The sequence below is a fragment of the Serratia sp. JKS296 genome (assembly GCF_900215445.1).
Classification (GTDB): domain Bacteria; phylum Pseudomonadota; class Gammaproteobacteria; order Enterobacterales; family Enterobacteriaceae; genus Serratia; species Serratia marcescens.
Window position 1 is genome coordinate 1,023,860 of sequence record NZ_OCMX01000001.1, and the last position, 13,095, is coordinate 1,036,954.

8 protein-coding genes, 2 tRNA genes and 3 rRNA genes are annotated in these 13,095 nt (G+C 55.1%); 7 read left to right on the forward strand and 6 right to left on the reverse strand.

The features are described from left to right. Positions 1–57: 57 nt before the first annotated feature. The 5 genes from tsaA to metN all read right to left on the reverse strand — a co-directional run bounded on the left by tsaA (position 58) and on the right by metN (position 3,813). Positions 58–765 carry a tRNA (N6-threonylcarbamoyladenosine(37)-N6)-methyltransferase TrmO gene (tsaA, locus tag CRO23_RS04795; RefSeq protein WP_016929866.1) on the reverse strand — a complete coding sequence of 236 codons (708 nt, stop codon included), beginning with the start codon at positions 763–765 and terminating at the stop codon, positions 58–60. Then, positions 762–1,166 carry an Rcs stress response system protein RcsF gene (rcsF, locus tag CRO23_RS04800; RefSeq protein ID WP_025304011.1) on the reverse strand — a complete coding sequence of 135 codons (405 nt, stop codon included), beginning with the start codon at positions 1,164–1,166 and terminating at the stop codon, positions 762–764. The genes tsaA and rcsF overlap by 4 nt, the downstream gene beginning before the upstream one ends. Before the next feature lie 114 nt (positions 1,167–1,280). Further along, positions 1,281–2,096, reverse strand: coding sequence for a MetQ/NlpA family lipoprotein (locus CRO23_RS04805; protein ID WP_033639535.1), 816 nt, complete (start codon positions 2,094–2,096; stop codon positions 1,281–1,283). A 39-nt stretch (positions 2,097–2,135) separates the two neighbouring features. Beyond that, entirely contained in the window at positions 2,136–2,789 is a 654-nt protein-coding gene (locus CRO23_RS04810) for a methionine ABC transporter permease MetI (protein WP_004932010.1), read from the reverse strand. Next, the gene (gene metN, locus CRO23_RS04815) at positions 2,782–3,813 is read right to left on the reverse strand and encodes a methionine ABC transporter ATP-binding protein MetN (RefSeq protein ID WP_016929862.1); all 1,032 of its coding nucleotides are present in this window, start codon (positions 3,811–3,813) and stop codon (positions 2,782–2,784) included. Before metN ends, CRO23_RS04810 begins: the two co-directional genes overlap by 8 nt. Positions 3,814–4,000: 187 nt before the next feature. On the opposite strand from metN, the gene gmhB reads away from it, so the two are divergent. From gmhB to CRO23_RS04850, 7 genes are all read left to right on the forward strand, one after another. Then, the gene (gene gmhB / locus CRO23_RS04820; protein WP_015378880.1) at positions 4,001–4,564 is read left to right on the forward strand and encodes a D-glycero-beta-D-manno-heptose 1,7-bisphosphate 7-phosphatase; all 564 of its coding nucleotides are present in this window, start codon (positions 4,001–4,003) and stop codon (positions 4,562–4,564) included. Positions 4,565–4,956: 392 nt separating this feature from the next. Beyond that, positions 4,957–6,498 (forward strand): 16S ribosomal RNA (locus CRO23_RS04825). A gap of 74 nt (positions 6,499–6,572) precedes the next feature. Then, positions 6,573–6,649, forward strand: a tRNA-Ile gene (locus CRO23_RS04830). A gap of 38 nt (positions 6,650–6,687) precedes the next feature. Then, positions 6,688–6,763, forward strand: a tRNA-Ala gene (locus tag CRO23_RS04835). A gap of 207 nt (positions 6,764–6,970) precedes the next feature. Continuing rightward, positions 6,971–9,878, forward strand: a 23S ribosomal RNA gene (locus CRO23_RS04840). Between the two features lie 103 nt (positions 9,879–9,981). Further along, positions 9,982–10,097: ribosomal RNA gene (gene rrf, locus CRO23_RS04845) — 5S ribosomal RNA — on the forward strand. The 16S, 23S and 5S rRNA genes sit together here with 2 tRNA genes alongside, the layout of an rRNA operon. Before the next feature lie 258 nt (positions 10,098–10,355). Then, a complete protein-coding gene (locus CRO23_RS04850; RefSeq protein WP_016929861.1) occupies positions 10,356–11,666 on the forward strand; it encodes an MFS family transporter in 1,311 nt (436 codons plus the stop codon). 36 nt (positions 11,667–11,702) lie between these two features. On the opposite strand, the gene pssA is transcribed toward CRO23_RS04850, so the two are convergent. After that, on the reverse strand, positions 11,703–13,058 hold the full coding sequence (gene pssA / locus CRO23_RS04855) for a CDP-diacylglycerol--serine O-phosphatidyltransferase (protein WP_028127521.1): 1,356 nt from the start codon (positions 13,056–13,058) through the stop codon (positions 11,703–11,705). Between the last annotated feature and the right edge of the window lie 37 nt (positions 13,059–13,095).

Consider the following 13,095-nt stretch of genomic DNA (forward strand, 5'->3'; position numbering starts at 1 on the left):
CAAAAGTGGTTTAGTTTACCAGCGCGAGCGGGTCGCCAAAAGAGAGGCGGCGGAATTTTAACGCGGGTCGAGCGCCAACACTTCGGTGTGGCCGTCCACGACGCGCCAGCGCACGTTGAAATCCAACAGCCAGACGGCGTAATCCCGTTCGACGTCCTCTCCTTTACGATAGGCGGGACGGGGGTCTTGCGCCAGCACCTGGCTGATAAAACGCCTTAATTGCGGGTAGCGCGCCTGATGTTGCTGCAGCTGTTGCTCGGCCTGCGGCGCGAAACGCACCGGCATATCGCCGGCGGGCGCGGCCTGGGCAAAGCCGGCGCGGGCCTGCGGCTGGCTCTCGGCGAACGGCAGATAAGGCTTGATGTCCACCACCGGGGTACCGTCGACCAGGTCGAGGCTGCCCAGTTCCAGCGCCACTTCACCGTTTTTCACCCGCACGCCTTTCAGCTCAATGAGCGACATGCCGAGCGGGTTGGGGCGGAAGGTGGAGCGGGTGGCGAACACGCCCATGCGGGCATTGCCGCCTAAACGCGGCGGACGCACCGTCGGGCGCCAGCCGCCTTCCATGGTTTGATGGAAAATGAACATCACCCACAGATGGCTGAAATCGCTGAGACCGCGCACCGCTTCCGCCTGGTTGTAGGGCGGCAGCAGCAGCAGTTCGCCGCCGCCGTCTTCGACCAGCCCCGGTTGGCGGGGCACGGCGAATTTCTCTTTATACGGCGAGCGGATCACGCCGATCTGCTCGAAAACGAATTCGGTCATTTGGACGAGACGTTAAGCGCCGAGCCCTGGCAAACGGCCTGCTGGTAACAACCGGCGACGCCGCTGACAATCTGGCAGTCGTGCAGCAGCACGGCGTTGGCCTTCATGTAAGACGCACGGATTTGCATGCGTTTACGGGCGGTAGCCAGATTCGGTGGGGAGTCTTGCACGGTGGTTTGGCACGATTCGCCGGACACTTCACCCAGATCGCGGAACGGCTTGCCCACGAGTTCTTCTGCACTTTTATACAGTTTTACCGGAGCGGGGCGGGCGGCCGGCGTGGTCTTGGCCGGGGCGGTCGTGGTCGGCTTGCTGGTGCTGTTTGTTGAGGATGGCGCGATACGTTGCGATGAACATCCGGCCAGCGCGAGCGCTAACAAACAGAGAGGTAAAACACGCATTGAGATTCCTCTGCCTTAATGAAAGTGGCGCTATTGAAGCAATCTATGGCGGAAATAACAAGACGGGCCTTGGCCCGTCTTGCAATTATAGGAATAAAATGGGTGAATAAGCGCTTACCAGCCTTTCACCGCACCGCCGTTGAAGATTTTGTTGGCGGCGGCGTCAACGTCGTCAGACTGATAGGCCTGCACGAATTTCTTCACGTTTTCCGCATCTTTGTTATCTTCGCGCGCAACCAGCAGGTTGACGTAAGGCGAGTCTTTATCTTCCACGAACAGACCGTCTTTCGCCGGCGTCAGGCCGATCTGGCTGGCGTAGGTGGTATTGATCACCGCCAGCGCGATCTGCTGATCGTCCAGAGAGCGCGGCAGCTGAGGCGCTTCCAGCTCAACCAGTTTCAGGTTTTTCGGGTTCTCGGTCACGTCCAGCACGGTCGGCAGCAGGCCAACGCCGTCTTTCAGTTTGATCAGACCGACTTTCTGCAGCAGCAACAGCGAACGGCCCAGGTTGGTCGGATCGTTCGGCAGTGCGATCTGAGAGCCCTCTTTCAGTTCGTCCAGCGATTTGATTTTCTTGGAGTAACCGGCGATCGGGTAAACAAAGGTGTTGCCGACCGGCACCAGTTTGTAGCCGCGATCTTTGATTTGCTGATCCAGATATGGCTTGTGCTGGAAAGCGTTCAGGTCGATATCGCCTTTGCTCAACGCTTCGTTAGGCAACACGTAGTCGTTGAAGGTGACCAGTTCAACGTCCAGACCGTATTTCTCTTTCGCCACTTTCTGCGCCACTTCAGCCACTTGCTGCTCTGCGCCGACGATTACGCCGACCTTGATGTGGTTCGGATTCTTTTCATCCTGGCCACAACCCGCCAGAGCCAGCGTGCCGATCAGTGCGCCAATTGTCGCGATGGATTTAAATGTTAACGACATATCCCTTCCTCATTAGACTCGCATTAATATGCGGTGAAATTATTTATGGGTAACGGCTTTGACGATGCGATCGCCGCAGAATTGGATCAGATAAACCAAAACTACCAGTAATACTAATACGGTATTCATAACTGTGGCGTTATAACCGATATAACCGTATTGGTAACCGATTTGGCCCAGACCACCGGCGCCGACCGCGCCGCCCATGGCGGAGTAGCCCACCAGGGTGATCAGGGTGATGGTCGCGGCGTTAACCAGGCCCGGCAGGGCTTCCGGCAGCAACACTTTCTTGATGATCTGCATCGGCGTGGCGCCCATGGCGCGCGCCGCTTCCACCAGACCGGACGGGATCTCCAGCAGGGCGTTTTCCACCATGCGCGCGATGAACGGCGCGGCGCCGACGGTCAGCGGCACGATGGCCGCCTGCAGGCCGATCGAGGTACCGACGATCATGCGGGTAAACGGAATCATCCAAACCAGCAGGATGATGAACGGGATGGAACGGAAGATGTTCACCAGCCCGGACAGGATCTTATACAGCGAATTGTTGGCGATGATCTGCCCCGGGCGGGTGACATACAGCAGCACGCCTACCGGCAGGCCGAGCACGAAACCGAAGAAGCCGGAGACAAAGGTCATCATGACGGTTTCCCACACGCCACGCGCCATCAACCACATCATTGCCTCAGACATAACCCAGAACCTCTACTTTTACCTGATTTTCTTGCAGGAACTTAATCGTCGCCAGCGCGTCTTCGTCGCTGCCGTGCAGCTCCGCCAGCATCACGCCGAATTTTACGCCGCCGGCATAATCCATCTGGGCGCTGATAATGTTGTTGTTCACGTTGAAGCGGCGAGCGGCTTCAGACAGCAGCGGCGCATCGACCGACTGACCGGTGAACTCCAGGCGCAGCAGCGGCTGACGGTCGCCCTGGCGCTCCGGCGACAGGCGCGCGGCGTAGTCGTCCGGAATATCCAGATGCAGCGTGGACTGAATGAACTGCTGGGCCAGCGGGGTTTTCGGGTGTGAGAACACTTCGCTGACGCTGTCTTTTTCGATCAGCTGCCCCTGGCTGATGACCGCGACCTGGTCGCAGATGCGTTTCACCACGTCCATTTCATGGGTGATGAGCAGAATGGTCAGACCCAGACGGCGGTTGATGTCTTTCAGCAGTTCCAGGATGGAACGGGTGGTGGCCGGATCCAACGCGCTGGTGGCTTCGTCGCACAGCAGCACTTTGGGATTGCTGGCCAGCGCACGGGCGATCGCCACGCGCTGTTTCTGGCCGCCGGACAGATTGGCCGGGTAGGCGTCGTGTTTGTCCGCCAGGCCGACCAGCTCCAGCAGTTCGGTCACGCGCTTTTTGATCTCGGCGCGCGACGTATTGTCCAGTTCCAGCGGCAGCGCCACGTTGCCGAACACCGTGCGGGAAGAGAGCAGGTTGAAGTGCTGGAAGATCATGCCGATTTGGCGACGGGCGCGCGTCAGTTCGCTTTCCGACAGAGACGTCAGATCCTGGCCATCGACCAGCACCTGGCCGGAGGTCGGGCGCTCAAGCATGTTGGCGCAGCGAATCAGCGTGCTTTTGCCGGCGCCGGAAGATCCGATAACGCCATAGATTTGCCCGGCAGGGACGTGAAGGGTCACGTCAGAGAGCGCGGTAATGGTGCGCGAACCCTGCTGGAACACTTTAGTGATGTTAGAAAGTTTAATCATATTCTTCTTATTTTAGCGTGGTTGCCCGTGGCTAGATAAAAGTAAACCTCGGCGTGGAACCAAGGTATGGTCAGATGTTAAGGCGTCTAGACGTCTAAGTCAACGGCCAGCGACGTTCTCCGGCGTTCTCAGTGCGGGGTAAAACATGCGATACTGTCAGCGTATTCAGCCCCTCAGGAGCAAAGCGGTGACACAAAGCGTTCCAGCAATTTTTCTCGATCGTGACGGTACGATTAACGTTGACCATGGTTATGTCCATGAAATCGACAACTTCCACTTTATTGACGGCGTGATTGACGCCTGTCGCGAACTCAAAAAGATGGGGTTCGCGCTGGTGATGGTGACCAACCAGTCGGGCATTGCGCGCGGCAAGTTCAGCGAAGACCAGTTTATGTACCTGACCGAGTGGATGGACTGGTCGCTGGCCGATCGCGACGTCGACTTCGACGGCATCTATTTCTGCCCGCATCATCCTGAGGCGGTAGTAGAGGAGTATCGTCAGGTCTGTGACTGCCGTAAACCGCAGCCGGGCATGCTGCTGCAAGCGCAGCAGGAATTGAACATCGATATGGCCGCTTCTTATATGGTGGGCGATAAACCGGAAGACATGCAGGCGGCGATCGCGGCCGGCGTCGGCACCAAGGTGCTGGTGCGTACCGGCAAGCCGGTGACGGAGCAGGGCGAAAAGCTGGCCGATTGGGTGCTAAATAGCCTGGCGGACCTGCCGGCAGCCATCAAAAAGCGGGTTTAATAGGCGTTACGAATGAATAGTGAGCGGTCAGATAAAAAATGCATATTATCGCTTGTCATTCTGAACCGGCTCCCTATAATGCGCCTCCATCGACACGGCGCAAGTGATTCACTTCACACAGCGGCCGGGAAGAAAGAGAAAAAATCCTGAAAATTAGGGTTGACTCTGAAAGAGGAAAGCGTAATATACGCCACCTCGAGTTAGCAAGCGAAAGCGCCTAACTCACTGCTCTTTAACAATTTATCAGACAATCTGTGTGGGCACTCCACAAGACGATATCCAGCATCTTCGGATGCAAAAAAATATCAAGTCTTGAAGAGTGACTAACTGAAGTAAAATTCATGCAGTAAATCTTTGAGCATCGCTTCTCGAGTGGAAGCAAATCAAGCTTTTAATTGAAGAGTTTGATCATGGCTCAGATTGAACGCTGGCGGCAGGCTTAACACATGCAAGTCGAGCGGTAGCACAGGGGAGCTTGCTCCCTGGGTGACGAGCGGCGGACGGGTGAGTAATGTCTGGGAAACTGCCTGATGGAGGGGGATAACTACTGGAAACGGTAGCTAATACCGCATAACGTCGCAAGACCAAAGAGGGGGACCTTCGGGCCTCTTGCCATCAGATGTGCCCAGATGGGATTAGCTAGTAGGTGGGGTAATGGCTCACCTAGGCGACGATCCCTAGCTGGTCTGAGAGGATGACCAGCCACACTGGAACTGAGACACGGTCCAGACTCCTACGGGAGGCAGCAGTGGGGAATATTGCACAATGGGCGCAAGCCTGATGCAGCCATGCCGCGTGTGTGAAGAAGGCCTTCGGGTTGTAAAGCACTTTCAGCGAGGAGGAAGGTGGTGAGCTTAATACGCTCATCAATTGACGTTACTCGCAGAAGAAGCACCGGCTAACTCCGTGCCAGCAGCCGCGGTAATACGGAGGGTGCAAGCGTTAATCGGAATTACTGGGCGTAAAGCGCACGCAGGCGGTTTGTTAAGTCAGATGTGAAATCCCCGGGCTCAACCTGGGAACTGCATTTGAAACTGGCAAGCTAGAGTCTCGTAGAGGGGGGTAGAATTCCAGGTGTAGCGGTGAAATGCGTAGAGATCTGGAGGAATACCGGTGGCGAAGGCGGCCCCCTGGACGAAGACTGACGCTCAGGTGCGAAAGCGTGGGGAGCAAACAGGATTAGATACCCTGGTAGTCCACGCTGTAAACGATGTCGATTTGGAGGTTGTGCCCTTGAGGCGTGGCTTCCGGAGCTAACGCGTTAAATCGACCGCCTGGGGAGTACGGCCGCAAGGTTAAAACTCAAATGAATTGACGGGGGCCCGCACAAGCGGTGGAGCATGTGGTTTAATTCGATGCAACGCGAAGAACCTTACCTACTCTTGACATCCAGAGAACTTTCCAGAGATGGATTGGTGCCTTCGGGAACTCTGAGACAGGTGCTGCATGGCTGTCGTCAGCTCGTGTTGTGAAATGTTGGGTTAAGTCCCGCAACGAGCGCAACCCTTATCCTTTGTTGCCAGCGGTTCGGCCGGGAACTCAAAGGAGACTGCCAGTGATAAACTGGAGGAAGGTGGGGATGACGTCAAGTCATCATGGCCCTTACGAGTAGGGCTACACACGTGCTACAATGGCATATACAAAGAGAAGCGACCTCGCGAGAGCAAGCGGACCTCATAAAGTATGTCGTAGTCCGGATTGGAGTCTGCAACTCGACTCCATGAAGTCGGAATCGCTAGTAATCGTAGATCAGAATGCTACGGTGAATACGTTCCCGGGCCTTGTACACACCGCCCGTCACACCATGGGAGTGGGTTGCAAAAGAAGTAGGTAGCTTAACCTTCGGGAGGGCGCTTACCACTTTGTGATTCATGACTGGGGTGAAGTCGTAACAAGGTAACCGTAGGGGAACCTGCGGTTGGATCACCTCCTTACCTAAAGATATTAGTTCGAGTGGCGTGCTCACACAGATTGTCTGATAGAAAGTAACGAGCAGAAATACCTTTATAGGCTTGTAGCTCAGGTGGTTAGAGCGCACCCCTGATAAGGGTGAGGTCGGTGGTTCAAGTCCACTCAGGCCTACCACTTCTCGGAAGTGGAAAAGGTACTGCGCGTGACTGTATGGGGCTATAGCTCAGCTGGGAGAGCGCCTGCCTTGCACGCAGGAGGTCAGCGGTTCGATCCCGCTTAGCTCCACCATATAGTCCGGTATTTCAATACTTCAGAGTATATTGGCGACAGTATGCTGCGAAGTATTTTGCTCTTTAACAATCTGGAACAAGCTGAAAATTGAAACATGACGGCTGAAATTTATCCCTCCGTAGACGTATTGGGATGAAGAGTAACCTGTCATAGAGTCTCTCAAATGTTTGCAGCACGAACGATGGAAACATCTTCGGGTTGTGAGGTTAAGTGACTAAGCGTACACGGTGGATGCCTAGGCAGTCAGAGGCGATGAAGGGCGTGCTAATCTGCGAAAAGCGTCGGTAAGGTGATATGAACCGTTATAACCGGCGATACCCGAATGGGGAAACCCAGTGTGTTTCGACACACTATCATGTCATGAATACATAGTGGCATGAGGCGAACCGGGGGAACTGAAACATCTAAGTACCCCGAGGAAAAGAAATCAACCGAGATTCCCCCAGTAGCGGCGAGCGAACGGGGAGGAGCCCAGAACCTGAATCGGCTTGTGTGTTAGTGGAAGCGTCTGGAAAGTCGCGCAGCAAAGGGTGATAGCCCCGTACACTAAAATGCACAGGTCGTGAGTTCGATGAGTAGGGCGGGACACGTGACATCCTGTCTGAATATGGGGGGACCATCCTCCAAGGCTAAATACTCCTGACTGACCGATAGTGAACCAGTACCGTGAGGGAAAGGCGAAAAGAACCCCGGCGAGGGGAGTGAAATAGAACCTGAAACCGTGTACGTACAAGCAGTGGGAGCACCTTCGTGGTGTGACTGCGTACCTTTTGTATAATGGGTCAGCGACTTATATTTTGTAGCAAGGTTAACCGTATAGGGGAGCCGTAGGGAAACCGAGTCTTAACTGGGCGAATAGTTGCAAGGTATAGACCCGAAACCCGGTGATCTAGCCATGGGCAGGTTGAAGGTTGGGTAACACTAACTGGAGGACCGAACCGACTAATGTTGAAAAATTAGCGGATGACTTGTGGCTGGGGGTGAAAGGCCAATCAAACCGGGAGATAGCTGGTTCTCCCCGAAAGCTATTTAGGTAGCGCCTCGTGAACTCATCTTCGGGGGTAGAGCACTGTTTCGGCTAGGGGGCCATCCCGGCTTACCAAACCGATGCAAACTCCGAATACCGAAGAATGTTATCACGGGAGACACACGGCGGGTGCTAACGTCCGTCGTGAAGAGGGAAACAACCCAGACCGCCAGCTAAGGTCCCAAAGTCATGGTTAAGTGGGAAACGATGTGGGAAGGCATAGACAGCCAGGATGTTGGCTTAGAAGCAGCCATCATTTAAAGAAAGCGTAATAGCTCACTGGTCGAGTCGGCCTGCGCGGAAGATGTAACGGGGCTAAACCATGCACCGAAGCTGCGGCAGCGACGCTTAGGCGTTGTTGGGTAGGGGAGCGTTCTGTAAGCCGTTGAAGGTGGCCTGTGAGGGTTGCTGGAGGTATCAGAAGTGCGAATGCTGACATAAGTAACGATAAAGCGGGTGAAAAGCCCGCTCGCCGGAAGACCAAGGGTTCCTGTCCAACGTTAATCGGGGCAGGGTGAGTCGACCCCTAAGGCGAGGCTGAAAAGCGTAGTCGATGGGAAACAGGTTAATATTCCTGTACTTGGTGTTACTGCGAAGGGGGGACGGAGAAGGCTAGGCTAGCCGGGCGACGGTTGTCCCGGTTTAAGCGTGTAGGGGGTGTGACCTGGTAAATCCGGTTGCATATCAACCCTGAGGCGTGATGACGATGCACTACGGTGCAGAAGTAGTTGATGCCCTGCTTCCAGGAAAATCCTCTAAGCTCCAGGTAACATTAAATCGTACCCCAAACCGACACAGGTGGTCAGGTAGAGAATACCAAGGCGCTTGAGAGAACTCGGGTGAAGGAACTAGGCAAAATGGTGCCGTAACTTCGGGAGAAGGCACGCTGGCATGTAGGTGAAGTCCCTCGCGGATGGAGCTGAAGCCAGTCGAAGATACCAGCTGGCTGCAACTGTTTAATAAAAACACAGCACTGTGCAAACACGAAAGTGGACGTATACGGTGTGACGCCTGCCCGGTGCTGGAAGGTTAATTGATGGGGTCAGCCGCAAGGCGAAGCTCTTGATCGAAGCCCCAGTAAACGGCGGCCGTAACTATAACGGTCCTAAGGTAGCGAAATTCCTTGTCGGGTAAGTTCCGACCTGCACGAATGGCGTAATGATGGCCAGGCTGTCTCCACCCGAGACTCAGTGAAATTGAACTCGCTGTGAAGATGCAGTGTACCCGCGGCAAGACGGAAAGACCCCGTGAACCTTTACTATAGCTTGACACTGAACATTGAGCCTTGATGTGTAGGATAGGTGGGAGGCTTTGAAGCGTGGACGCCAGTCTGCGTGGAGCCATCCTTGAAATACCACCCTTTAATGTTTGATGTTCTAACTCGGCCCCATAATCTGGGGTGAGGACAGTGTCTGGTGGGTAGTTTGACTGGGGCGGTCTCCTCCCAAAGAGTAACGGAGGAGCACGAAGGTTAGCTAATCACGGTCGGACATCGTGAGGTTAGTGCAAAGGCATAAGCTAGCTTGACTGCGAGAGTGACGGCTCGAGCAGGTACGAAAGTAGGTCTTAGTGATCCGGTGGTTCTGAATGGAAGGGCCATCGCTCAACGGATAAAAGGTACTCCGGGGATAACAGGCTGATACCGCCCAAGAGTTCATATCGACGGCGGTGTTTGGCACCTCGATGTCGGCTCATCACATCCTGGGGCTGAAGTAGGTCCCAAGGGTATGGCTGTTCGCCATTTAAAGTGGTACGCGAGCTGGGTTTAGAACGTCGTGAGACAGTTCGGTCCCTATCTGCCGTGGGCGTTGGAAGATTGAGAGGGGTTGCTCCTAGTACGAGAGGACCGGAGTGAACGCACCACTGGTGTTCGGGTTGTCATGCCAATGGCATTGCCCGGTAGCTAAGTGCGGAAAAGATAAGCGCTGAAAGCATCTAAGCGCGAAACTTGCCTCAAGATGAGTCTTCCCTGGGCCTTTAAGGCCCCTGAAGGAACGTTTAAGACTAAGACGTTGATAGGCTGGGTGTGTAAGTGCAGCGATGCATTGAGCTAACCAGTACTAATGATCCGTGAGGCTTAACCTTACAACACCGAAGGTGTTTTGGTGAGACCGAGACAATATTCAGCTTGTTTACAGATTGGATTGACTGGCTTCAGTGATGAAGCGGGTTGATTAAAACGAATTTGCCTGGCGGCAATAGCGCGGTGGTCCCACCTGACCCCATGCCGAACTCAGAAGTGAAACGCCGTAGCGCCGATGGTAGTGTGGGGTCTCCCCATGCGAGAGTAGGACACTGCCAGGCATCAAATAAAGCCGAAAGCCCTGAACTGACGTTCAGGGCTTTTTGCTATGCGTAAGAAGGAAAATCCCCGTTGTAATCCGCTTCAACTTTCATCGTACTGTTTAATATTCATCACAAAACCAACGCATTGTTTCTCTGAATGTCAGATATTCTTCGTCCGCTATTAAGTTTGGCTGTTAACTTATAAACAACAATAAAGTAACAACCAGGGCGGCAGGACGCCGAATTTCATCATTGCTATGGCTCGGAGAAAATATCATGACAGAAACAACCTCGGCTCTTGGGGATGAGCACGGCGTCGAACAGGAGGCGCTGGATAACAAGAAACGCATTTTCGCTATCGTCGGGGCTTCATCAGGCAATCTGGTGGAGTGGTTTGATTTTTACGTTTACTCCTTCTGTTCCATTTATTTTGCCGCCTCGTTCTTTCCAGCGGGCAACAGCACTACGCAGCTGCTGCAAACCGCCGGTGTTTTCGCCGCCGGCTTCTTTATGCGACCTATCGGCGGTTGGCTGTTCGGCTATATTGCCGACAAGCATGGCCGAAAAAACTCAATGCTGCTTTCAGTCTGCATGATGTGCGCCGGATCGCTGGTGATCGCCTGCCTGCCGACGTATGAATCGATCGGCAGTTGGGCCCCGGCGCTGCTGCTGATCGCTCGGTTGTTCCAGGGGTTGTCGGTGGGTGGCGAGTATGGCACCAGCGCCACCTACATGAGCGAGGTGGCAATCAAGGGGCGGCGTGGCTTCTACGCATCGTTCCAGTACGTGACGCTGATTGGCGGGCAACTGTTGGCGCTGCTGGTCTTGGTGATCTTACAGCAGATATTGCCCGCCGAAGAGCTGAAAGCCTGGGGATGGCGTATTCCGTTTGCCCTGGGGGCCGTGTTGGCGGTGGTGGCGCTTTACCTGCGCCGCTCGCTGAATGAAACCTCCGATGCGAAGACGCGTAACCACAAAGATGCCGGTTCGCTGACGGGGCTGTGGAAAAATCGCAAGGCGTTCCTGATGGTGCTGGGCTTTACCGCCGCCGGTTCACTGACCTTCTACACCTTCACCACCTACATGCAGAAATACCTGGTGAACACCGCCGGTATGGACGCCAAGCTGGCCAGCGCCATCATGACCGTTGCGCTATTCGTCTTTATGCTGCTGCAGCCGGCGGTAGGCGCGTTTTCGGACAAAATCGGCCGTCGCAGCTCGATGCTGATCTTCTCAGCCTTCGCCACGGTGTTGACGGTGCCGATCCTGTTTGCCTTGAAAGAGGTGACCAACCCCTTTATGGCGTTCGGTCTGATCGTGTTGGCGTTGTTCGTTGTCAGCTTTTACACCGCGATCAGCGGGCTGCTTAAAGCCGAGATGTTCCCGCCGGAGGTACGCGCGTTAGGGGTAGGCTTGTCTTATGCGGTGGCGAACGCCCTGTTCGGCGGTTCGGCAGAATATGTCGCGTTATCGCTTAAATCATTCGGCGTGGAGAATGCCTTCTTCTGGTACGTTTCCGGCATGTGCCTGCTGGCGTTGCTGGTTTCGCTTCGGTTGCATCGCAAAGGGAAGGAGATACAGCTGTAATAAAAACCCCGGCCTTGGCCGGGGTCAGAGTATCGCTTACAGGATACGGCTAATCAGCCGATCGATGCGGATACGCCGCAGACGGCGAATCAGCTTGCGCACCTTTATCGGATACTGCTGAATGCTTTGCAGCTCCTGATAGTGGCCGACCACGGTGGTGTGGGTGCGGATGCACTCCAGCTCTTTTTGCCGCTGTTCGCGCATCTCTTGTTTGGGATCGTGGATCAGAATGGCGTTTTCCAGATCCAGCCGCCAGGCGCGCGGGTTGAGATTATTGCCGGTAATCAGCTGCCACTCTTCGTCTACCCACATGCCTTTCAGGTGATAGCTGTTATCGCCATCCTTCCACAGACGCACGATCAGCTGCCCGGTATCGATATAACGCTGCAAGCGGCTCAGGAAGCGGCGCAGGTTGATCTCGTACAGGTAGGGCAGCGCGCCGATGATTTTGAACGGCTGGTCTTCCGGAATATAGAAATCGTTGGCGGTCTTGTCGCCGACAATGATCTCCACCTGTTTGCCCTGGCGCAGCAGATAAATGATGTTGCGCACCAGCAGCGCCGGCAGGTTGAAGTAGGGGGTACAGAGCGTCAGTTTCTGGTCGGCGCACGACATCAGGTGATGAATGGTTTTATTCAGCACGCTTTGCTTGCCAAGCCCAACCAGCGGCGTCACCGCCAGCTCATCGTTGCCGGCCTTGCCGCGGAAGTGGTAACCAGCGCGGCGCAGGGCGAAACGGAACAGACGGGTCTCGTTTTTGATCTCCGGGCTTTTCGGCCGATCGCTGCGATCGAGGCGCTGTACGGCGCCGGCGGTGAGCAGATGCTGCTTGATGTAATCGATCAAGGTATCGGCCAGCACGCCGTTGGTGATCAGCTGATAGCGATCGTAACGGTATTTCTCATGCTGATGCAGATAAACGTCGTTAATGCTGGCGCCGCTGTAGATCGCGGTATCGTCGACCACAAAGCCTTTCAGGTGCAGTACGCCTAACGCTTCGCGGGTATTGACCGGCACGCCGTAGATCGGCACCGACTGTTCCGGATGTTGGCTGGCCATGGCGCAGTACCAGTCGGCGTTGGTATTGGCGGCGGCGGCGCCGATGCGCCCACGCTGTGCGCGGTGCCAGTCGACCAGTACGCAGATTTCCAGCTCGGGCCGCCGCTGTTTGGCTTGATACAGCGCGTTGAGGATCTCGCGCCCGGCGTCGTCATGCTCCAGATACAGAGCCACCAGATAGATGCGTTGGGTGGCGTTGGCGATGGCGCTCAGCAGCGTGGTGCGAAAATCGGACGGCGCGTACAACGTACGAACATCAGCAACCGTCTGGGGGAGTTTGGGCAGTTGTGCAAGGTGTTGTTGATGTTTGCTACGTTTAAATTTTGACAACATCACAGTGCGTTTCTTCTCTCATGATTGATGGCCAGAA